Below are 20,808 nucleotides of genomic sequence, written 5' to 3' on the forward strand. Positions count from 1 at the left end.
CACCCGTTTTTCTCAGGAGCGTTGCAATGGACAAGACGATGAAAGCCGCCGTGGTGCGGGAGTTCGGCAAGCCGCTGGCGATCGAGGAAGTGGCGGTGCCGCGGCCGCAGGCCGGCGACATCCTGGTCAAGATCGAGGCCTGCGGCGTGTGCCACACCGACCTGCATGCGGCCGAGGGCGATTGGCCGGTGAAGCCGAATCCGCCGTTCATCCCCGGCCACGAGGGCGTGGGCCATGTGGTGGCGGTGGGCGCCGGCGTGGACCACGTCAGGGAAGGCGATCGCGTCGGCATTCCGTGGCTGTACTCGGCCTGCGGCCATTGCGAGCATTGCCTGGGCGGCTGGGAAACCCTGTGCGAGGCGCAGCAGAACGCCGGCTATTCGGTCAATGGCGGCTTCGCCGAATACGCGCTGGCCAACGCCAACTATGTCGGGCACCTGCCGAAGGCCATCGGCTTCGTCGAGGTCGCGCCGATCCTGTGCGCCGGCGTCACCGTGTACAAGGGCCTGAAGGTCACCGACACCAGGCCCGGCAACTGGGTAGTGATCTCCGGCATCGGCGGCCTCGGCCACATGGCGGTGCAGTACGCCAAGGCGATGGGCCTGAACGTGGCCGCGGTGGACGTGGACGATGCCAAGCTGGCGCTGGCCACGCGCCTGGGCGCGACGGTGACGGTGAATGCGCGCACCACCGATCCGGTCGCGTACCTGAAGAAGGAGATCGGCGGGGCGCACGGCGCGCTGGTCACCGCGGTCTCGCCGAAGGCCTTCGAGCAGGCCATCGGCATGGTCCGCCGCGGCGGCACCGTGTCGCTCAACGGGCTGCCGCCGGGGCAATTCCCGCTGGATATCTTCGGCATGGTGCTCAACGGCGTGACCGTGCGTGGCTCGATCGTCGGCACCCGCCTGGACCTGCAGGAATCGCTCGAGTTTGCGGAGCAGGGCAAGGTTGCCGCGACGGTGGCAACCGACACCCTGGACAACATCAACGACGTGTTCGCGCGCATGCACGCCGGCAAGATCGAAGGCCGCATCGTGCTGGACATGGCCGCCTGATGGACGCGCCCGCGCCCGCAGCCGATGCCGCGCTGCCGCCGCAGGTGCTGGCCACGCTGCCGGCCCTGCAGCTGATCGCGAAACTGCGGGCGCGGCACGGCGCGCTGCTGTTCCACCAGTCCGGCGGCTGCTGCGACGGCTCCTCGCCGATGTGCTATCCGCAGGACGACTTCATCGTCGGCGACCGCGACGTGCTGCTGGGCGAGATCGGCGAGACGCCGTTCTACATCAGCCCGTCGCAGTTCGCCTACTGGAAGCACACCCAGCTGATCATCGACGTCGTGCCCGGCCGTGGCGGCATGTTCTCGCTGGAGAACGGCGAGGGCGTGCGCTTCCTGGTGCGCTCCCGGTTGTTCACCGACGGCGAATATGCCGCGCTGGAGGCGGCGGGGAAAGTGTAGTGGCGCATCCGCGCCATTGTTGCAGTTGTAGGAGCGGCTTTCGCCGCGACCGTGGTGTTACCGGTAGCGCCCGTCGCGGCTAAAGCCGCTCCTACATGGACACGTTGCGGCGTCGACAGAATTCGAGCGAAGCGGAGTAGGGTTCCTGTCCGTGGTGACGTGAGCCCCTTTCAGTCACTGCGCCTCTGACCATGCCGATGGACTGGCCGATGCACTGTGGGAGCGACTTCAGTTGCGACGGGCCTTACTAGGCAAGCCTCGTCGCGACTGAAGTCGCTCCCACAAGGGGCTGCAATGACCCTCATCGCAACGGAGCGAAGGTCACTCCTGTAGGAGCGGCTTCAGCCGCGACGGGCGTTCTCGGGAACGCCTCGGTCGCGGCTGAAGCCGCTCCTACAACGACGGGGCATGCGCAGCACTACAGCGACCGCGGCAATACAGCGATAACGACGTCTTCGGCGCCCTAAGACGCCTTCGGTGGCTTCGCCGGCACGAACGGCGACACCGGGTCGCTCGCCGGGAAGGTTTCTTCCAGCGCTTCGTCCTGATTGGCGTCGGCGTGCCGGCCGTGTGCCGTGTCCGGGGTGGAATGCGCTGGCGTGTCGGGCGGGGCAGGGCGGTTTTCCCCGGTACGCGGTTCGCGTTCGACGATAGTCTCGGGACGGTCGCCTGCGCCGCGGTCTTCGTTGCGTTGCGTCTCGCGTTTGCCGCGTTGCTCGCCGGGGACGGGGGCCGCGCGGCGCAGCGGATCGGTGGGCGTGGACATGTCCGGTTCCTCCAGGCAATGGCGGAGGACCAGTTCACCGCCGCCGCGGTGAAGCCATTGCGAATCGCGCATCCTCCACGCGTCGGTCACGAGTGGCTAACGGCCGCGGCGCTACTGCTGCGCATCCCCGCCGACGTTGCCGCCCGGAGCCCTGCCATGCGCCCCAGCGACCGCCCCGACCCGCTGTTGTTCAATGCCCACCTGGACCCCTTGCCGAGCGTGCCGCCGCAGCGGCGCCGTGGCGCCACGCCGCGTCCGCAGGAGGCGCCGGACTACCGCCGCTACAGCCTGGCCGATTACCGCCAGCGCCGCGCCCGCCACCGCACCCCATGGCGCGATCTGTGCCCGGCCTACGCCTTCGCCCTGCAGACGCATGCCCGCGGCTGGCCGCGCGGGCCGGGTGCCGAGACCGAGGACGAACTGGCCGCGCACTGGGACCTGATGCGCGGCGACTCGCGGCTGGACTGGACCCAGGCGCGGCAGGTGATCGAGGACGCCTGGCAGGCCCTGGACCACCTGCCGGCGCAGGCCGCCGGCGGGGAGGCGCACTGATGCCGCGCCCGATCTGGACCGGCACGCTGTCCTTCGGCCTGCTCAACGTGCCGGTGTCGCTGATGTCCGGCGAACGCCGGATCGATCTGCACTTCCGCATGCTCGACGCGCGCGACAAGCGCCCGATCCGCTTCGAGCGGGTCAATGCCGACACCGGCGAGGAAGTGCCGTGGAAGGACATCGTCAAGGCCTACGAATACAGCAAGGGCAACTACGTGGTGGTCGAGCAGCAGGACATCGCCTCGGCCGCACCGGAGAGCCACGAGACGGTGGAAGTGGAGGCCTTCGTCGACGCCGCGGAAATCGACCTGCGCTATTTCGAGAAACCCTACGTGCTGGTGCCGGGCAAGAAGGCCGAGAAGGGCTACGTGCTGCTGCGCGAAACCTTGCGCAACACCGGCAAGGTCGGCATCGCGCGGGTGGTGATCCGCACCCGTGAGTACCTGTCGGCGGTGATGCCGCTGCAGGACGCGCTGGTGTTGATCCTGCTGCGCTATCCGCAGGAGCTGGTCGACCTGGACGACTACACGCTGCCCAGCGGCAAGGCCGCCGACTACCGGATCAGCGCCAAGGAAACCGAGATGGCGGCGCAGCTGATCGACTCGATGTCCGGGCGCTGGGACCCCGATTCCTACCACGACGAATTCCGCGAGCGGCTGCACGCGGTGATCCAGAAGCGGATCAAGGCGCAGGAGGGCACAACCCAGGTCGACGAGGACGCCGAGGCGCCGCACCGCGAGGATGCCACCACCAATGTGGTCGACTTCATGTCGCTACTGCAGAAGAGCCTGGATGCCAAGAAGCGCACGCCGGCCAGGCAGGACGAACGCGTGCCGGTGCGCAAGACCACGGCGAAGAAGAGCGGCAAGCCGGCCAAGAGCGGGGCCGGCAAGGCGAAGAAGGCGACACGCGCCAAACCGGCGGCCGCCAAGGCCAAGCCGGCCGCACGCAAGGCGCCGGCGCGGCGCAAGGCCGGGTAGGGCAGGGTGCGGCGGCGCCAGGGTGCGCCGCCCATGCCGAGGATGCTGCATCGGGACCGGCAGGGGCGCCATTGGCGTCGCCGTGCGCAGCGGTCGACCGGTGGTCAGCTCACGCCGCGTGGCGTCGGTGGTACGCCCTGCCTTGGCCAACGCGAACGACCGCGGTTGCGAGGAGTGTCATTGCTCGGTCGTTTCTGGCGTCCAGGTCCTTGCTTCCTCGCGACAGGCACACGCAATCGCCGCGCGGCATGCGCGCGGCTGGTTGGCACGCCCTACGGCGAGACCATCCCCTCGCGCGTCACCTGCGCCAGCGAATCGCGCGAGATGGCGGCGATCGACTTGGCGCCGGTCAGGGTCATCGCCACCTGCATCTCCTTCTCGATCAGGCTCAGCAGATGCTCCACGCCGGCCTGGCCGGCGGCGGCCAGCGCGTAGACGAAGGCGCGGCCGAGCAGCACGGTGTCGGCGCCCAACGCCAGCATGCGCACCACGTCCAGGCCGTTGCGCACGCCGGAGTCGGCCAGGATCTTCAGCTCGCCCTTCACCGCATCGGCGATCGCCGGCAACGCCCGCGCGCTGGACAGCACGCCGTCGAGCTGGCGCCCGCCATGGTTGGAAACGACGATGCCGTCGGCGCCGAACCGCACCGCATCGCGCGCATCATCCGGATCGAGGATGCCCTTGATCACCATCGGCCCGGTCCAGAACTCGCGGATCCACTCCAGGTCCTTCCACGAAATCGACGGATCGAAGTTGGCGCCGAGCCAGCCGATGTAGTCGGCCAGTCCGGTGGGATGGCCGCGGTAGGTGGAGATGTTGCCCAGGTCGTGCGGGCGCCCGCGCAGGCCCACGTCCCAGGCCCAGCGCGGATGGGTGACGGCCTGCAGCATGCGCCGCAGCGGCGCATTGGGGCCGCTCATGCCCGAATGCGCGTCGCGGTAGCGCGCGCCCGGCACCGGCATGTCCACGGTGAACACCAGGGTGGTGACGCCCGCGGCCTTGGCCCGCTCCAGCGCGTTGCGCATGAAGCCGCGGTCCTTGAGCACGTACAACTGGAACCACATCGGCCGGTCGATCGCCGGCGCCACTTCCTCGATCGGGCACACCGACACCGTGGACAGGGTGAACGGCACGCCCTTGGCCGCCGCCGCCTTCGCCGCCTGCACCTCGCCGCGGCGCGCGTACATGCCGGTCAGGCCCACCGGCCCCAGCGCCACCGGCAAAGCCAGGCGTTCGCCGAATAGCTCAGTGTGCAGGTCCAGCGCCGACATGTCGCGCAGCACGCGCTGGCGCAGGGCGATGTCGCGCAGGTCGGACACGTTGCGGCGCAGGGTGTGCTCGGCATAGGCGCCGCCATCGATGTAGTGGAACAGGAACGGCGGCAGCCGGCGCTGCGCGGCGGCACGGTAGTCGGTGGAGGCGGAAATGATCATGGGGGCAGGGGGTCAGGGAGAGGAGGGCAGGCGCGAGGCACGGGCGCGGCGCGCATCGTCCTCGTCGAGGGTGCGCAGCGCGCCGTGCACGAATTCCAGGTGGGCATGCGCGGCGGCGCGGGCGCGTTCGGGGTCGCCGGCCAGGATCGCGTCGCGCAACGCGCGGTGCTGGGCGAGCAGGGCGGAGAAGATGCGCGGCGATTCGAACAGCTGTTGCCGGCTCTGCGAGATGTTGGCCTGCAGCAGGTCGAACAGCCCGCGCATCACCTGCAGCAGCACGCGGTTGTGGGTGGCCTCGGCGATGGCCAGGTGGAAATCGGCGTCGGCGTGTGCCTGCGCCGCCGCATCGGCCTGCGCATGGGCCTGCAGCAACGCCTCGTAGGCGGCCGCGATGCGCGCGCGGTCGTCCTCGGTGGCGCGCAGCGCCGCATGCCAGGCGGTGGCGCCTTCCAGCGCATGGCGGGCCTCCAGCACGTCGAAGCGGTACTCCGGGTCGGCGTGCAACAGCGGCAGGAACGGCTGCAGCGGCGCCACCACCTGGTCCTCCGGGGTCGGTGGCCGTTGCACGTAGGTGCCGCCACCCACGCGGGCCCGCAGCAGCCCCTGGCTGGCGAGCTGGGCGATGGCCTCGCGCAGCACCGGGCGGGAAACGCCCAGTTCCGCGGCCAGGGTCCGCTCGGCGGGCAGGCGCGCGTCGACCGCCAAGCCGCGTTGCGCGATCAGCGCGCGCAACTGCGCGGCGACCCGGTCGCTGAGCCGGGTGAGGGACTCGGCGGCAGCGGTCGTGGTGGTGGCTGTGGAATTATTGGTCATACCAATAAACTGTCAGGGGCGCAAATGGTGTGGCCATTAGGCGCCGAATCTCACGTACCGTCAACGCTTTCGGTGATGCGGGACGCCTAAATTGGTAATACCAATTGGGGCGTGCTGTCGCGGACCATCGCCGCAGCCAATACCATCAGCACCGCCGACAGGCCCGGTTCCACCCCGATCAACCGGCGCAGCGTGCGCACCTATGCCGCGGTCGGCGCCCACGTTGGCTGCCGCCTTGCCTGGCGACACCAGCGCGGGCGCAGCGTCGGCACCAGGGAGAGCAGGCCGATCGCTGCGAAGGTGCCGAGCATGGGCCCAGAACCAGGGGGTGTGCAGGTAGTAACCGGTGCCCTTGAGCCCATAGCGCACGCACAGGGCGCCCACCGCCAGGATCAGTGGCGCGGCCAGCGCGTAACCGGCGTCGGCGCGAACCAGCTGTGCTAGCCGGGGGCGGTCCAGCGCAGCAGGCTCCATCCCGCCACCAGCGCGGCGATCAGCAGCATCGCCAAGTGGTGCAGGGCGCCCAGGATCAGGTCGACAGTGCCCACCGCCGCGGCCTCACCACACCCACGGCAGCAGCCGCCAGCTGTGCGCGGCGTAGTCCGGATATTCCTCGGGGAAGGCCTGGGTCAGCATCGCTTCCTCGACCCGGATGCGGCGCAGGAACGCCCAGGTTACCGGCAGCACGATCGCCAGCAGCGACAGCACGTTGCCCATGCCCAGCGCCAGCCCGTAGAACGCCAGCAGCGCGCCGGTGTAGGAGGGATGCCGCAGATAGCGATACGGCCCGTGGCGGACCAGGCGGTGGCCTTCCTGGATGGTCACGTCGACGGTGAACCAGCGCGCCAGTATGCGGATCGACCACAGCCGCAGCGCCAGGCCGCCGCCCAGCAGCACGCAGGCCACCCAGCGCAACGGCTCGCGCACGTGCGGCGCATAGCGCCACACGCCGAGCATCGACAGCAACACGCCCAGCGCGACCGCCGCGTACAGCACGCGCCACAGCAGGCGCAGCGTGCCCTGGTCGCGCGCACCGCCGTCGGCCGCGCGGCGGCGGCGACTGAGCAGCAGTTCGTACGCGCCCCAACTCAGGCCGAGCAGCATGAACAGCAGATCCGGGTGGCGCAGGGTCAGGGGCATGGCGGTGTTCCTCGTGGCAGCGTGCACGACGCATTGCGTGGCAGGGCGGATGAACCGGGCCCGTCCTGCGTGTCGATCGGCCGGCGCGCAGTGGGGCATGGACGCAGTGTGCCGCCATCGTGGTGGCGCGGCAGTGGCCGCTGGTCATGTCCACTGCCTGCCGGAAGTCACTTTCTGCGCCCGGCCCATTGCCGCGGCGTCGGCACGGAGTCAGCATCCGTCGCATGAACCGATTCCTGCGCGACCTGATCGAACCCAAGCGCCTGGCCGGGCTGCTGACCGTGGCCACCGTGCTGTGGTCGTTCCAGTTCGCGCCGCATGCGCTGGCGCCATGGCGCTGGATCGCCGCGGCGTTGTTCCTGCTGCCGCTGCTCGGCGCGCACTACCTGCCCGTGCGTTGGCGCGACGCCGCACTGTGGCTCGAGGCCGCCGCGGCGATGGCGCTGGTCTGGCTGGAGCCGCATGTCGGCACGGCACCGGTGCTGCTGGTGGTGGTGGTCGCGCAGGTGGCGCTGCAGTGGCCGCCGCGGCCGGTGCTGGTGCTGGCGCTGCTAGCCAACCTGGGCACGTTCCTGGCGCTGTCCGCCGCCGGGATCAAGCATCCGCTGCTGACCACGCTGATCTACGCCGGCTTCCATGCCTTCGCCGGCCTCAGCGCCCACTACGCGCGCACCGCCGAGCTGGCGCGCGAGGCGCTGGCACGGGTCAACGCCGACCTGCTGGCCACGCGTGCGCTGCTCGCCGACAGCGCGCGCGATGCCGAGCGCCTGCGTCTGGCGCGCGAACTGCACGACGTGGCCGGCCACAAGCTGACCGCGATGCGGATCAACCTGCGCCTGCTGCTCGCCGACCCGGCACTGGCGCGGCACGAGGAACTCGGTGCGGTCGAGCGCCTGTCTGGCGAACTGCTGGCCGACATCCGCAACGTGGTGCAGTCCTTGCGCGACGAACGCGGCCTGGACCTGGAAACCGCGCTGCGCGCGCTCGCCGCGCCGTTGCCGCGCCCGCAGCTGCGGCTGCAGATCGACTCCGGCGTGCGCATCACCGATCCGCACCTGGCCGAGACCCTGCTGCGACTGGTGCAGGAAGCGCTGACCAATGCTGCGCGGCATGCCGATGCCGGTGAGGTCCATGTGTGCCTACGGTACGAGGACACGCAGCTGTGCCTGGACATCGAGGACAACGGCCACCGCGCCGAGCGCATCCGCGAAGGCAACGGCATTGCCGGCATGCGCGAGCGCCTGGCCGCGCTGCACGGGCGCCTGGAACTGGGCCGCACGCCGCTCGGCGGCATGCAGCTGAGTGCGAGGCTGCCGCTGTGAGCGCGTTGCGGATCGCCCTGGCCGACGACCAGGTACTGGTACGCGCCGGTTTGCGCGCGCTGCTGCAGACCCAGGGCATCGTCGTCGCCTGCGAGGCCGACGACGGCCAGGCGCTGCTCGACGCGGTCGCCGCCACGCCGGTGGACGTGGTGCTCAGCGACATCCGCATGCCGGGCATGGACGGCATCCAGGCGCTGCAGCAGCTGCGCGCACGCGGCGACCGCACGCCGGTGCTGCTGCTCACCACCTTCGACGACTCCGACCTGCTGCTGCGCGCTACCGCCGCCGGCGCGCAGGGCTTCCTGCTCAAGGACGCCGCGCCCGAGGATCTGCGCGAGGCGATCGCACGCGTGGCCGCCGGCGAGACCCTGCTGCAGCCGGTCAGCACCGACCCGGTGCGCGCGCGCTACCGCTACCGCGACGAGGACGCCCCGCGCGACACCTTCAACGAACGCGAAGTGGCGATCCTGCGCCTGCTCGCCGGCGGCTACTCCAACAAGGAGATCGCGCGCAGCCTGTTCCTGGCCGAGGGCACGGTGAAGAACTACGTCTCCACCATCCTCGACAAGCTCGGCACCCGCGACCGCACCCGCGCCGTGCTCAAGGCGATCACCTTGCGCATCATCTAGTGCTGACAAGCGGCATCGCCGCGACGGCCGCCGGCAGCGCGTCGGGACTGAAGTCCCTCCCACACTGTCTCCATCCAATATGGCCGCGCGCTGCGGCTTGCCGTAGGAGCGGCTTCAGCCGCGACAACCGACGTCGCGGTGCAAGGGATGCCGATGAGCCCTATTCCCATAGCGCCAGCACACCATCCACCGCCGCGACGCCGCCCCATGTGGGAGCGACTTCAGTCGCGACGCGACACCCCCCGAACGCGCGCGCCTCCACCCACACCGAACTCCATACCCCGCCGTGTGCTGCCGTCGGGACTTCTGCATGCCCGCCGCAGACATTAAGATGCCGCGGGCATTGTGCCGACGAGGAATTCACGTTGATCATCCATCCGAAAGTCCGCGGTTTCATCTGCACCACCACGCATCCGCTCGGCTGCGAGCGCAACGTGCTCGAGCAGATCGCCGCCACGCGCGCGCGCGGCGTGCGCCACGATGGCCCAAAGAACGTGCTGGTGATCGGCGCGTCCAGCGGCTACGGCCTGGCCTCGCGCATCACCGCCGCGTTCGGCTTCGGCGCCGCCACCCTCGGCGTGTTCTTCGAGAAGCCCGGCAGCGAGAAGAAGGCCGGCACCGCCGGTTGGTACAACGCCGCCGCGTTCGACAAGCAGGCCAAGGCCGACGGCCTGTACAGCAAGTCGATCAACGGCGACGCGTTCTCCGACCAAGCGCGCGAGAAGGTGATCGAGCTGATCAAGCAGGACATGGGCGGCCAGGTCGACCTGGTGGTGTATTCGCTGGCCTCGCCGGTGCGCAAGCTGCCGGGCACCGGCGAAGTGAAGCGCTCGGCGCTCAAGCCGATCGGCCAGACCTACACCGCCACCGCCATCGACACCAACAAGGACGCCATCATCGAAGCCTCGATCGAGCCGGCCACCGAGCAGGAGATCGAGGATACCGTCACCGTGATGGGCGGCCAGGACTGGGAACTGTGGATCGACGCGCTGGACGCCGCCGGCGTGCTCGCCCCGGGCGCGCGCACCGTCGCCTTCAGCTACATCGGCACCGAGATCACCTGGCCGATCTACTGGCACGGCGCACTGGGCAAGGCCAAGGTCGACCTCGACCAGACCGCGCAGCGCCTGCACGCGCGCCTGCAGCCGCACGGCGGCACGGCCAATGTGGCGGTGCTGAAATCGGTGGTGACCCAGGCCAGCGCGGCGATCCCGGTGATGCCGCTGTACATCTCCATGGTCTACAAGATCATGAAGGAAAAGGGCCTGCATGAAGGCACCATCGAACAGGCCGACCGCCTGTTCCGCGAACGCCTGTACCGCGAGGACGGCCAGCCGCCCGCCACCGACGAGGAGAACCGCCTGCGCCTGGATGACTGGGAACTGCGCGACGATGTGCAGGACGCCTGCAAGGCGCTGTGGCCGCAGGTGACCACCGAGAACCTGTTCCAGCTCACTGACTATGCCGGCTACAAGCACGAGTTCCTCAAGCTGTTCGGCTTCGAGCGCAAGGACGTGGACTACGACGCCGAGGTCGATCCCGACGTGAAATTCGATTGCGTGGAGCTCTGAGGGGCGGGGATTCGGGAGTGGGGATTCGGGAGTCGTTTTGATCCCTGGTCCCGGACAGACCATGCGGCCGGCAGCGATGTCGGCCGTTTTCTTTTGCGGTGGCCACCGCGGCGATGGCAAGGCCGAGATGAGCGGTACCTGCGTGGCGAAGCAGGTGAGGGCTATGCAGTTGCGGCAGGCCAGCTGGGCGGTGGATTAGCGGCGCTACCCGTAACACCGAAGCAGCAAGACTTGCGCCGTTGCGCTCGCACCTCGCATCGCCAACGTTCGATTGCCGGTCGCGGCTGAAGCCGCTCCTACAAGAGCGCGCTACACCCGTAGGAGCGGCTTCAGCCGCGACAAGCCAAGCAGTGATGCGTGTGTTGACCGAACCGCGTCGGGACTGAAGTCCCTCCCACAAGGACACCAGCCATCCCCGCGGCAGCTTCCCCCCTGTAGGAGCGGCTTCAGCCGCGACATTCGAAGCCGCGGTGCAGGAACTGCCCGCACAGCATCAGGACTAAAACCGCGCCCCATCGCAACGCCAATCCGCACGCAAACCCAGCAGCGCCAGCGCCTTTACGATTCCCCATTCCCCATTCCCCATTCCCCACTCCCGGCTTTTCACCGCCTCACATCGAACCGCGTCGCCCCCACGCACGCCTGCACCTCGGCCTCGCTCAGCGCCAGCACGTCGCCCGGCAGCGTGTGCTTGAGGCAGCCGGCGGCCAGGCCGAAGCGGATCGTCGCGGTGTCGTCCCAGCCACGGCTCAACCCATGCAGCACGCCGGCGGCGAAGGCATCGCCGCCGCCGATGCGGTCGACGATGCCGCTCAGTTCCTCGGCCGGCGCCTGCGCCACACCGCCATCGCGGCGCAGCAGCATCGCGCCCAGGCTGTGCCGGTCCACGCTGTGCGCCACGCGCTGGGTGCAGGCCATCGCCTGCAGCTGCGGGAATGCGGCGAAGGCGTCGCGCGCGCCGGCCTCCACCCGCGCCTGCACGCTGTCCTGCGGATAGCGGTGGCCCAGCACCACCTCCAGGTCGCGGTAGTCGGCGAACAGCACGTCCGCCTGGGCCAGCAGCTGCCGCAGGATCCCCGGCGCATCGCCGTTCCACGCCTCCCACAGCTTGGGCCGGTAGTTGCCGTCGAACGACACCCGCACCCCGGCCGCGCGTGCGGCCCGTGCCGCTGCCAGCGCCGCGGCCGCGCCGCGTTCGCCCAGCGCCGGGGTCACCCCGGACAGGTGCAGCCACTGCGCGCCCTGCAGCAGCGCCGGCCAGTCGTGCTGGTCGCCGGCATCCAGCGCGAAGGCCGAGCCGGCGCGGTCGTAGGTGACCTCGCTGGGCCGGTGCCCGGCGCCGGTGCTGAGGAAGTACAGGCCCATGCGTCCGGGCACGAAGCGCACTCCGCTGGTGTCCACGCCATGCCGGCGCAGTTCGCCGGCCGCGGCCTGGCCCAGCGGGTTGTCCGGCAGCACGCTGACCACGGAAACCGCATGGCCGAAATGCGCCAGCGCCACGCCCACGTTGGCCTCGGCGCCGCCCACCTGCACCTCGAGGCGCGGCGTCTGCAGCAGCCGCTCGTGGCCGGGTGCGCCCAGGCGCAGCAACAGTTCGCCGAAGCAGACGATGCGGGAAGCGGTCATGACGGGCGGGTCCGGCGGCCGAAGGGACGCCAAGCATGCCGCGAAATGCGAACGTGGGCCAGAAAAAGTGACTAGCGGTGTCATTTCTGTGCGGCAGCAGGCGGTTCGGCACTGGCCGGCGTCGCGATCCTGCGCTATCTCATTGACTGCAAAGACCCTTGGGTCGCCGAGCACTCTGTTGCGCTGCAAGATGCCGCAATGTTTCGCAACTGTTAACGTTGGTTTTGACCAGCGGTGTCATTCGCGACAACGCCCGTAGTTCCACGCCGTCATGTAACCCTTGGGAGGGGAGGACATGCAATCACGTACCGAACGCCGGAAGACACCGGTTACCTTGCTCGCGCTGTCGATCGGCCTGGCCCTGCAGGCCGGTGCCCTGCAGGCACAGGAGGCGCCGGCGTCCGCGCCGCCCGCCACGGCCTCCGCCGATGCCACCACCGAGCTCGACACCGTCGTCGTCACCGGCTACCGCGCCAGCGTGGAGAAGGCGCTGGACATCAAGCGCGCCGAAAAGGGCATGGTCGACGCCATCGTCGCCGAGGACGTGGGCAAGTTCCCCGACACCAACCTGGCCGAATCGCTGCAGCGCATCCCCGGCGTGGTCATCACCCGTGACGCCGGCGAAGGCCGCAACATCTCCGTGCGCGGCCTCGGCCCGGACTTCACCCGCGTGCGCATCAACGGCATGGAAGCGCTGACCACGGTCGGCGCCAGCGACCAGAGCGGCGGCACCAACCGCGGTCGCGGCTTCGACTTCAACGTGTTCGCCTCGGACCTGTTCACCCAGATGGTGGTGCGCAAGACCGCCTCGGCCGACGTCGAGGAAGGCTCGCTGGGCGCCACCGTCGACCTGCGCACCGCGCGGCCGTTCGACTACGACGGCTTCACCTTCGCCGCCAACGGCCAGGCCACCTACAACGGCATGTCGCAGAAGGCCGATCCGCGCATCGCCGCGCTGGTCGCCAACACCTGGGCCGACGGCACCTTCGGCGCGCTGATGTCGGTGGCCTACTCCGAGCGCCAGGTGCTCGAGGAAGGCAGCGGCACCACGCGCTGGGCCAACGGCCCGAGCAACAACGGTTACAGCCCGACTTCGCCGTTCGCCGCCGCCAACAGCGCCAACGTGTTCAGCCCGCGCATCCCGCGCTACACGCAGATGGAGCACGAGCAGAACCGCCTGGGCGTCACCGGCTCGCTGCAGTGGAAGCCCAACGACAGCACCGAGTTCTCGCTGGATGGCCTGTACTCGAAGATCGATGCCAAGCGCGACGAGCACTACATCGAGGCGATCAGCTTCAGCCGCGGCCGCTCGCAGAACGGCAAGCCGGACATGATCGTGCGCGACGGCTACGTCGACCCGGCCTCCGGCGCGCTGCTGTACGGCCGCTTCGACAACACCGACATCCGCTCGGAGAACCGCCACGACGAGTGGAACACGGTCTTCAAGCAGCTCACCTTGAACGGCGAGCACCGCTTCAGCGACACCTTCAAGATCACCGGCGAGATCGGCACCTCCAGTTCCAAGCACCGGAACCCGATCCAGACCACGGTGATCATGGACAAGAACAACGTCGCCGGCTACAGCTACGACTACCGCAACAGCTACACCTCGCCGGTGTTCAACTACGGCATCGACCCGACCGCCGCCAACGGCTGGACGCTGGCCGAAGTGCGCATGCGTCCGCAGTCGGCCAACAACAGCTTCGACACCGGCTCGCTGAACTTCGAGTGGAACCTGGGCACCAACTTCACCCTCAAGGGCGGCGTGCTGGCCAAGAACTACGGCTTCGACACTAAGGAGTTCCGCCGCGCGTCCGAGACCAGCGTGCCGACCTTCGCCACCGGCAACCGCATCGTGCCGACCGACCTGGTCGCGCTCGCCGGGTTGAAGGGCATCGAGGGCACGCCGTCGAACTGGGCGGTGCCCGACCTCAACGGCATCGCCGATGCGCTGGGCATCTACAGCGGCACCGGCACCTGGACGCTGACCGAGCGCGCGGTCAACACCCGCAGCGTGGAAGAGAAGGACCGCGGTGCCTGGTTGATGGGCGACTTCGCCTTCGATATCGGCGCGATCCCGTTCTCCGGCAACATCGGCGTGCGCTACGTGAAGACCAACCAGTCGTCCACCGGCTACGCCCTGGTTGGCGCGAACCTGATCAACACCACGGTCGAGCGCACCTACAACGACACCTTGCCGTCACTGAACCTGGTGGCCGAGATCACCCCGGATTTCCTGGTCCGCTTCGGCGCCGCCAAGGTGATGACGCGGCCGGGCCTGGGCAGCCTGACCCCGGGCGTGACGGTCGCCGTCGCCGGCGGCGCGCGCACGGTCAGCGGCGGCAATCCGAACCTGGATCCGATCCGCGCCAAGACCGCCGACCTCGGTTTCGAGTGGTACCTGCAGGAAGGCGCGATGCTCGGCCTGGCGCTGTTCTACAAGGACATCGACAGCTTCGTGCAGACCGCGCGCACCATCGCCCCGTACTCCAGCAGCGGCCTGCCGGTCAGCTTGCTCGACGGCACCGGCGCGGCGGCCAGCGACGACTTCGTCTTCAGCGTGCCGCTCAACACCCCGGGTGGCAAGCTGAAGGGCGCCGAGTTCAACTACATCCAGCCCTTCAGCTTCCTGCCGGGCAAGTGGGCGAACTTCGGCACCCAGCTCAACTACACCTACGTGCAGTCGAAGATCCAGTACGTCACCGGCACCGGCGCGCTGTCGTTCAACACCGACCTCACCGGTCTGTCGAAGAACTCGTACAACGCAACGCTGTTCTACGAAGGCGAGCGCTTCAGCGGCCGCGTGTCGCTAACCCACCGCGACGGCTACCTGACCCAGGTGCCGGCCACGGAAACCGGCTTCGACATGCAAGGCATGCGCGGCACGAATGTCGTGGACGCCAAGCTGACCTACAAGATCGACGAGAAGATCGACATCAGCCTGGAAGGGTCGAACCTGACCAACGTGCCGTACTACGAGTGGGTGCAGACCAGCGCCACCGGCGCGCAGCTGCCGCTGACCTACAGCGAGACCGGCCGCCAGTACGCGATCGGGGTGCGTTACAAGTTCTGAAGACTGCGTTCGCCGGTGCCGCGCTGCGGCATCGGCAACGCCCCGCTGCCCGCATACTCGCGGGCCGGGGAAGGAGATCGCCGCGCGCTGCAATGGTGCGCGCCGATCGCAAAGGAGCGAGATGAAACAGGCAATGTGCCGCAGCGCCATACGCGCTGCCCGTGGTGTGGCCGCAATCGGTTTCTGGGCATGGCAGCGCCTGGAGGCAAATGCGGTGCAGTGCCTGACAGCCATCGGCTCCGTACGTGCGTCATCGGATGCGCCGGCATCGCGCGTCGCGGCTAAAGCCGCTCCTACCCGAGCGCGCGCTCTTCGTAGGAGCGGCTTCAGCCGCGACACGCGTTCCCGATCCACTTCGGCACAACAGGGCTCCACCAAAAAAGCCTCATACGCGCAGCGCTCCTGGCGCATCGCGCACCAGCTCGCCCTGCTCTGCACCTTCGCATTCCCCACCATCGCCGCCGCCGCGGCTCCCGAGCTCCTGTTCCGCGTCTCCGCCGACCATGGCCTGGACGCCGACGTCGCCAAGGGCGATGCAAGCCCCAACTTCCGCGACAAGATCGCCCTGGTGCCCACTGGCGTCTCCGGCCAGGCCATCGAATGGGCCGACGACGGCGTGCTGTCCTGGAACGCCCCCGGCAACCTCTACACCCAGCGCGGCACCCTGTCGTTCTTCTGGCGCTCGCGCTACCCGGTCGGCGAAGCGCCGTTCGTGATCTTCCGCGTCGGCTACGCCGACCACACCAGCTGGGACATGGCCTGGCTGCGCATCGACTGGAACGGCCACGGCTTCGATGCCTTCGTCACCGACGCCAACCTGGCCCGCACGCGCGTCTCCTTCAAGCTCGACAGGAACCCGGCACCTAGCGCCTGGACCCACCTGGCCTTCGCCTGGGACGAGACCCGCGGCGTGCGCCTGTACGTGGACGGCAAGGAAGCCGCGCGCGTGGACTGCATCCAAGCCTGCGCCAAGGGCGGCTCGCTCGACTTCGACGCCGCGCTGGACCAGCTTGGCCTGGCCGCGCGCGTGCTGGCCCCGCACCAGGTGCAGAGCCGCTACAACTTCCTGCGCGGCAGCGACTTCGACGAGATCCGCGTTTACGACCGCATGCTCGACGCCGCCGGCGTCGCCGCCCTGGCCAAGCAACAGGAACCGCGCAGCGCCGAGCCCGTGCCCGACAGCGCCGCGCGCAACGCCTGGCTGCAGCGCTTCGGCTGGGACCACGGCCGCGCACCGCCGGCACTGGACGCGCCGTCCACGCGCATCCGCAAGGTCGAGTTCGCCGACGCCAAGGACCTCAAGGAGTGGATGTGGAAGGCGACGGACGGCATCGCCGAGACCACCTGGCCCGGCGTCTACAACCGCTCGCGCCTGCCCGGCCGCAACGACTACTTCCAGTTGCCCGACTGGAACGTCTACGTCGAAGGCGGCAAGGCGCTGGATCTGGCCCTGCCCGACGAACCGTTCAACCGCATCGAACTACGTGGCGCCGCCTACGGCCAAGCCACCTACGCCGCTGATGGCGCGACGCCCACGCCGCTGTTCTCCCGCGCCCAGGGCACCGTGCGCAGCGTCGACCAGTTCGAACGCCGCCGCGGCGGCCACCTGCGTTTCACCAACGTCGCCCAGGAAACTCCGATCCAGGAGATCTGGGCCTACGACGTCGGCGCCGGCGCCGAGCCGGCCAACCCCAGCGCCACGCTGCGCTACACCGTGCGCAGCGACATCGCCCCCGACTACGCCAACCTCGCCGCGCTGCGCGCCTACATCGCCGGGCGCTACCCGCCGGACGAGCGCAGCACCGTGGTCGCGCTGCCGACCAAGGCGCCGGCGCGCAAGCGCGCCGAGGAAAAGACCGCGGTGCCGCCCCTGCCGATCGTCCATGTGCTCATCCCCTCCAACCTCGGCGACGCACCGGCCGCGCAGCCGCTGATGCGCAGCTGGTCGTACGGCTGGGAGAACATGCACGACGGCCTGGACGGCATCGCCATCGACCTGCCGGCGCTGCAGCTGCCGGCCACGCACAACGGCCTGATCCCGCTCAACATCCGCGTCAAGGATCCGATCTGGCCCGGCCGCGACATGCTCGACGTGTCGGTCTCGGTCGCGCCCGGGCAGGCGCGCACCCTGTGGCTGGACCTGCGCGACCGCATCCTGACCGACGACAGCCTGATGCTCAGCATCGCCTCGGCCGCGCCCGGCTTCGACGCGCGCGCGCTGGACGGCACGCAACTGCGCCTGCTGTTCAAGCCGCGCGACCAAGCCAAGGCCGAGCACATCGCCGACCGCTTCAACCAGGTCAAGGACAACTGGGGCTTCCTGGTCGAGGAGCACACCACCTCCAAGCGCCAGCGCCTGTACGCGCGCCTGGATGCCGACATCCACGACTTGCTGCGGGTGGACCCGGACAACGCGCTGGGCCGCCAGTACTGGGCCGACATCAGCTACGGCAACCAGGGCCCGCTGCCGGTGCAGTTGCCGCAGCCGCCCAAGGGCGTGCCCGGCTGGGCGTTCTGGCAGCTGGAAGACCTCAAGGCCACGCGCCGCTACATCAACTGGTGGATCGACGAGCGCCAGGTCGACTACGGCGATTTCGGCGGCGGCATCTCCGACGATTCCGACCTCACCCAGCAATGGCCCGGCGTCGCCCTGATGGGCGTGGACCCGGACAAGCTCAACGCCTCGCTCACCGCACTGTCCGACGCCAACTACCGCAACGGCATGTTCACCGACGGCCTCTCCACCATCGAGACCGACGAACTGCATTCCTACGAGGACGGCATCAACATCAACAGCGAAATGCTCTACCTCAACTGGGGCGACCCGCTGACGGTGGAGCGGTTGATGCGCACGGTGAAGGCGTTCGACAACATCATCCAGGTCAACCCGCAGGGCCACCTGCTGTTCGCCAGCAACTGGTTCGGCGGGCGCAAGGTCTACCGCGAACCGAACTGGGAGTGGCAAAAACCCTATTCGTTCCCGATCCTGCACCCGGCGCTGCTGCTGGGCGGCTACAACGCCGACCCCAACAGCCGCCGCATCGTCACCGGCCTGGCCGACGGCTACCTCGCCCATGCCTACACCGACGCCAAGGGCCAGTGGGCGCTGCCCAACGAGATCAACTGGGCCACCGGCAAGACCCGCGGCGGCAGCCTGTTCGACGGCAGCGGCGGCCCCGACACCCTGCACACCTTCTGGGCGGCGTACCGCTGGACCGGCGATGCGCGCTACCTCCAGCCCATCGACTACCGCGTCGCCAAGGCCGGCCCCGGCGGCCTGTCCCTGCTCAACGAGAACTTCCTCGACTTGCTCGGCAAGCGCGACAGCTGGGGCGCCAGCCTGGCCAAGGCAGCGGCCGACGCCGACCCCGACGACGCCCCCGACTTCGCCCATCACGTCGCCTGGGAACAGACCGGCGACCCGCGCTGGCTGGAAACCCTGTACCGCGCCGAGACCCGCGACAAGCTGCAGAGCTTCTACATGAACACCGAAGGCCACTGGTGGAGCGACCGCGTCGAATCGCCCACCGTGAACCTGCAGCGCGCCCGCCTCGGCGGCGTCGCCCTCAAGCGCAACCAGACCTACCCCGGCCACACCGTCAGCTGGCGCTTCGCTGACCCCGATGGCGCGGTGCTGGTGGCGCTGCTACTGCCGAAGCCGCGGCAGGATCGATTCACCGTCATCGGCTACAACACCAGCGGCAAGGTGCAGCGGGCGCAGATGACGGGGTGGAATATTGCCGCTGGGCAGTGGCGGATGCGTGCGGGCGTGGATCGCGATGGCGATGGGAAGATCGATGGCAAGGTCGCTAACCGCGAGTTCGCGTTCGAGAAGAGCGGGGCGGTGGATGTGGAGTTCCCGCCCGGGCAGACGTCGGTGATGGAGTTCGAGCTGGTCACGCCGGCTGCGGTGCCGGTCGAGCTGCGGCCGGACCTGGGGATCGGGCGTGGGGATGTGCGGGTGATGGCCGATGCCATCGAAGTCACCGTGCATAGCCTGGGGCATGTGGATGCGCCGGCGGGGTTCGTGGTGTTGGAGGATGGGCGGGGTCGGGAATTGGCGCGGGTGGCGTTTCCTGCGTTGGAGGCGCCGCGGGATTTGGAGCCGAGGACGGTGCAGGTGCGGTTGGTGGTGCCGGGCGGTGCGAGCGCCAAGGGAGGGCGGCTACGCATCGTCACGGAGGGCGACGTGTCGGAACTGACCCAACGGAATAATCTAGTGGATGTGCCCTGAATTAATCAGGGCACCCTTCGACGGCACAACTTGCCTAGCCAAGCGTCTTCGCCTGGGATGTTGCCGGTCGGCGGCCGAATTTGTCTCCCCCAAGAATGTGACGTCGTGCTAGAACAGGATCGTCTGTGGGGATCACGGACTTTCACCGGACCTGATTGGACGGTTGCGCCTGCGGGATACGCGGCGTAGAGCAGCCAATCTGCAATGGAAACTAGGACGCCACTTTTTCTCAGGGGGAAATCGATGTTTACCAAAGTCTCGATCATCGCGGCACTGGCTGGGTTCGCCGTGTGCCTGGCTGCTGCATCTGCGGACGCACGTGTGCGTGCGTCTGGTTCACACCACACGACCAGTCATGGCGGTCACTACACGTCGGGCCACGGCTCTTCGCATAAGGGTGGTAGCTACCGTAGTCCGAGTACCAACAATCACTATAGGCAGCATAAGCTCTGATAAAAGCTTGGCAATAATAATATGCATTTCTGAGGAACGCTGCAGGTAAAGTGAATTTAATTGAGAAAAATAAATGGATTTTAATAATAGAGTGAAGAAAGAAGTAACTGAGGCTGTGGTACGAGCAATCCTTGTCGACGCCGGATATCGGGTTCTTGACTTTGGAATTGAAAGCCAGATACGCGAAATAGAATGTTTAAGCGCACTCGAGTATCTTGGGTTGGACTTCCCTGCCGCACTTCGTTCACTACCTGATCTATTGGTGATGGATCGAGAGCAAACACAAAAGCAGCTTGTGGAGGTAAAGTTTAGAACTGGATGGGACAAAAATCTGCTTCTAAACATCGAAAATCAAGTCCGTATGTTTAACAGCATAGTTCTCATTTATTTGAACACCCAGCCGCAGTTAAATGGTAGAGATCCCTCTCCTAGCAGCTACCTCAGATGCTGCCAGCTTAGGATAAGTGGTGATGTTTATCAGGTGGAAGTCTTACATGGTTCAGAATTCTTATGGCGAGATGTTGCTCAGCTAGGAGTGCACGAAGGACAATGGTGGGGGCTTAGGCGGCTACAGGATGTTTTTCCAAAAATCATTGGTCGAGCTGAAGCGCAGTCATTACAGACCGCTATAAATTCAATTAAAGGTTTGATTGACGCGTGAGCGTGCTGATGTGCCTTCAAGGACGCGTTTAGGATACTAGAGGAATTCCTTTCCAGAACTCTCCATCAAAGTGTGAAGAAAGGCTTCCTCCAATCTTAC

17 protein-coding genes are annotated in these 20,808 nt (G+C 67.9%); 11 read left to right on the forward strand and 6 right to left on the reverse strand.

What is annotated here, in order from left to right; genetic code table 11:
* Positions 1-26 precede the first annotated feature (26 nt).
* Positions 27-1,055, forward strand: coding sequence for an alcohol dehydrogenase AdhP (gene adhP / locus ACP93_RS13485; protein WP_048491193.1), 1,029 nt, complete (start codon positions 27-29; stop codon positions 1,053-1,055).
* The gene (locus ACP93_RS13490) at positions 1,055-1,456 is read left to right on the forward strand and encodes a DUF779 domain-containing protein (RefSeq protein WP_048491194.1); all 402 of its coding nucleotides are present in this window, start codon (positions 1,055-1,057) and stop codon (positions 1,454-1,456) included. Before adhP ends, ACP93_RS13490 begins: the two co-directional genes overlap by 1 nt.
* Before the next feature lie 463 nt (positions 1,457-1,919).
* On the opposite strand, the gene ACP93_RS13495 is transcribed toward ACP93_RS13490, so the two are convergent.
* Positions 1,920-2,222 (reverse strand): hypothetical protein, encoded by a 303-nt coding sequence (locus tag ACP93_RS13495; RefSeq protein WP_048491242.1) that lies wholly within the window; start codon positions 2,220-2,222, stop codon positions 1,920-1,922.
* A 156-nt stretch (positions 2,223-2,378) separates the two neighbouring features.
* Between ACP93_RS13495 and ACP93_RS13500 the strand changes: the two genes are divergently transcribed.
* Both ACP93_RS13500 and ACP93_RS13505 read left to right on the forward strand, forming a co-directional pair.
* Entirely contained in the window at positions 2,379-2,774 is a 396-nt protein-coding gene (locus ACP93_RS13500; RefSeq protein WP_048491195.1) for a hypothetical protein, read from the forward strand.
* Positions 2,774-3,754, forward strand: a complete 981-nt coding sequence (locus ACP93_RS13505) for a non-homologous end joining protein Ku (protein WP_048491196.1) — start codon at positions 2,774-2,776, stop codon at positions 3,752-3,754. Before ACP93_RS13500 ends, ACP93_RS13505 begins: the two co-directional genes overlap by 1 nt.
* Positions 3,755-4,026: 272 nt before the next feature.
* Here ACP93_RS13505 and lldD read toward each other — a convergent pair whose 3' ends face one another.
* From lldD to ACP93_RS13525, 4 genes are all read right to left on the reverse strand, one after another.
* Complete coding sequence (gene lldD / locus ACP93_RS13510; protein ID WP_048491197.1) at positions 4,027-5,187, reverse strand: FMN-dependent L-lactate dehydrogenase LldD; 1,161 nt, start codon at positions 5,185-5,187, stop codon at positions 4,027-4,029.
* A gap of 12 nt (positions 5,188-5,199) precedes the next feature.
* Entirely contained in the window at positions 5,200-6,000 is an 801-nt protein-coding gene (gene lldR / locus ACP93_RS13515) for a transcriptional regulator LldR (RefSeq protein WP_048491198.1), read from the reverse strand.
* 60 nt (positions 6,001-6,060) lie between these two features.
* The gene (locus tag ACP93_RS13520) at positions 6,061-6,474 is read right to left on the reverse strand and encodes a DUF2214 family protein (protein ID WP_228136035.1); all 414 of its coding nucleotides are present in this window, start codon (positions 6,472-6,474) and stop codon (positions 6,061-6,063) included.
* An 84-nt stretch (positions 6,475-6,558) separates the two neighbouring features.
* Positions 6,559-7,140 carry a methyltransferase family protein gene (locus ACP93_RS13525; protein WP_048491199.1) on the reverse strand — a complete coding sequence of 194 codons (582 nt, stop codon included), beginning with the start codon at positions 7,138-7,140 and terminating at the stop codon, positions 6,559-6,561.
* Positions 7,141-7,364: 224 nt separating this feature from the next.
* Here ACP93_RS13525 and ACP93_RS13530 point away from each other — a divergent pair, with 224 nt between their 5' ends.
* From ACP93_RS13530 to fabV, 3 genes are all read left to right on the forward strand, one after another.
* Positions 7,365-8,462 carry a sensor histidine kinase gene (locus ACP93_RS13530; protein ID WP_048491200.1) on the forward strand — a complete coding sequence of 366 codons (1,098 nt, stop codon included), beginning with the start codon at positions 7,365-7,367 and terminating at the stop codon, positions 8,460-8,462.
* Positions 8,459-9,091, forward strand: coding sequence for a response regulator (locus ACP93_RS13535; protein ID WP_048491201.1), 633 nt, complete (start codon positions 8,459-8,461; stop codon positions 9,089-9,091). Before ACP93_RS13530 ends, ACP93_RS13535 begins: the two co-directional genes overlap by 4 nt.
* Positions 9,092-9,456: 365 nt before the next feature.
* On the forward strand, positions 9,457-10,662 hold the full coding sequence (fabV, locus tag ACP93_RS13540; protein ID WP_048491202.1) for an enoyl-ACP reductase FabV: 1,206 nt from the start codon (positions 9,457-9,459) through the stop codon (positions 10,660-10,662).
* A gap of 603 nt (positions 10,663-11,265) precedes the next feature.
* Here the strand turns inward: fabV and ACP93_RS13545 are convergent.
* On the reverse strand, positions 11,266-12,288 hold the full coding sequence (locus ACP93_RS13545; protein ID WP_048491203.1) for a sugar kinase: 1,023 nt from the start codon (positions 12,286-12,288) through the stop codon (positions 11,266-11,268).
* Positions 12,289-12,583: 295 nt separating this feature from the next.
* Here ACP93_RS13545 and ACP93_RS13550 point away from each other — a divergent pair, with 295 nt between their 5' ends.
* The 4 genes from ACP93_RS13550 (at position 12,584) to ACP93_RS21775 (ending at position 20,709) form a co-directional block, all read left to right on the forward strand.
* Positions 12,584-15,361 carry a TonB-dependent receptor gene (locus tag ACP93_RS13550; RefSeq protein ID WP_048491204.1) on the forward strand — a complete coding sequence of 926 codons (2,778 nt, stop codon included), beginning with the start codon at positions 12,584-12,586 and terminating at the stop codon, positions 15,359-15,361.
* 427 nt (positions 15,362-15,788) lie between these two features.
* Positions 15,789-19,595, forward strand: coding sequence for a LamG-like jellyroll fold domain-containing protein (locus tag ACP93_RS13555; protein WP_048491243.1), 3,807 nt, complete (start codon positions 15,789-15,791; stop codon positions 19,593-19,595).
* Between the two features lie 261 nt (positions 19,596-19,856).
* Complete coding sequence (locus tag ACP93_RS21190; RefSeq protein WP_228136042.1) at positions 19,857-20,048, forward strand: hypothetical protein; 192 nt, start codon at positions 19,857-19,859, stop codon at positions 20,046-20,048.
* A 73-nt stretch (positions 20,049-20,121) separates the two neighbouring features.
* Positions 20,122-20,709, forward strand: coding sequence for a hypothetical protein (locus ACP93_RS21775; RefSeq protein WP_131721628.1), 588 nt, complete (start codon positions 20,122-20,124; stop codon positions 20,707-20,709).
* The last annotated feature ends 99 nt before the right edge of the window (positions 20,710-20,808 follow it).

Origin of the sequence: Xanthomonas sp. NCPPB 1128 (assembly GCF_001043115.1) — a bacterium.
In the GTDB taxonomy this organism is placed as follows: Bacteria; Pseudomonadota; Gammaproteobacteria; order Xanthomonadales; family Xanthomonadaceae; genus Xanthomonas_A.

Excerpts from the sequence above, each read along its gene's own strand:
- adhP (WP_048491193.1), top strand. The coding sequence starts at position 27 with ATGGACAAGACGATGAAAGCCGCCGTGGTGCGGGAGTTCGGCAAGCCG.
- ACP93_RS13490 (WP_048491194.1), top strand. The coding sequence starts at position 1,055 with ATGGACGCGCCCGCGCCCGCAGCCGATGCCGCGCTGCCGCCGCAGGTG.
- ACP93_RS13495 (WP_048491242.1), bottom strand. The coding sequence starts at position 2,222 with ATGTCCACGCCCACCGATCCGCTGCGCCGCGCGGCCCCCGTCCCCGGC.
- ACP93_RS13500 (WP_048491195.1), top strand. The coding sequence starts at position 2,379 with ATGCGCCCCAGCGACCGCCCCGACCCGCTGTTGTTCAATGCCCACCTG.
- ACP93_RS13505 (WP_048491196.1), top strand. The coding sequence starts at position 2,774 with ATGCCGCGCCCGATCTGGACCGGCACGCTGTCCTTCGGCCTGCTCAAC.
- lldD (WP_048491197.1), bottom strand. The coding sequence starts at position 5,187 with ATGATCATTTCCGCCTCCACCGACTACCGTGCCGCCGCGCAGCGCCGG.
- lldR (WP_048491198.1), bottom strand. The coding sequence starts at position 6,000 with ATGACCAATAATTCCACAGCCACCACCACGACCGCTGCCGCCGAGTCC.
- ACP93_RS13520 (WP_228136035.1), bottom strand. The coding sequence starts at position 6,474 with ATGGAGCCTGCTGCGCTGGACCGCCCCCGGCTAGCACAGCTGGTTCGC.
- ACP93_RS13525 (WP_048491199.1), bottom strand. The coding sequence starts at position 7,140 with ATGCCCCTGACCCTGCGCCACCCGGATCTGCTGTTCATGCTGCTCGGC.
- ACP93_RS13530 (WP_048491200.1), top strand. The coding sequence starts at position 7,365 with ATGAACCGATTCCTGCGCGACCTGATCGAACCCAAGCGCCTGGCCGGG.
- ACP93_RS13545 (WP_048491203.1), bottom strand. The coding sequence starts at position 12,288 with ATGACCGCTTCCCGCATCGTCTGCTTCGGCGAACTGTTGCTGCGCCTG.
- ACP93_RS13550 (WP_048491204.1), top strand. The coding sequence starts at position 12,584 with ATGCAATCACGTACCGAACGCCGGAAGACACCGGTTACCTTGCTCGCG.
- ACP93_RS21775 (WP_131721628.1), top strand. The coding sequence starts at position 20,122 with ATGGATTTTAATAATAGAGTGAAGAAAGAAGTAACTGAGGCTGTGGTA.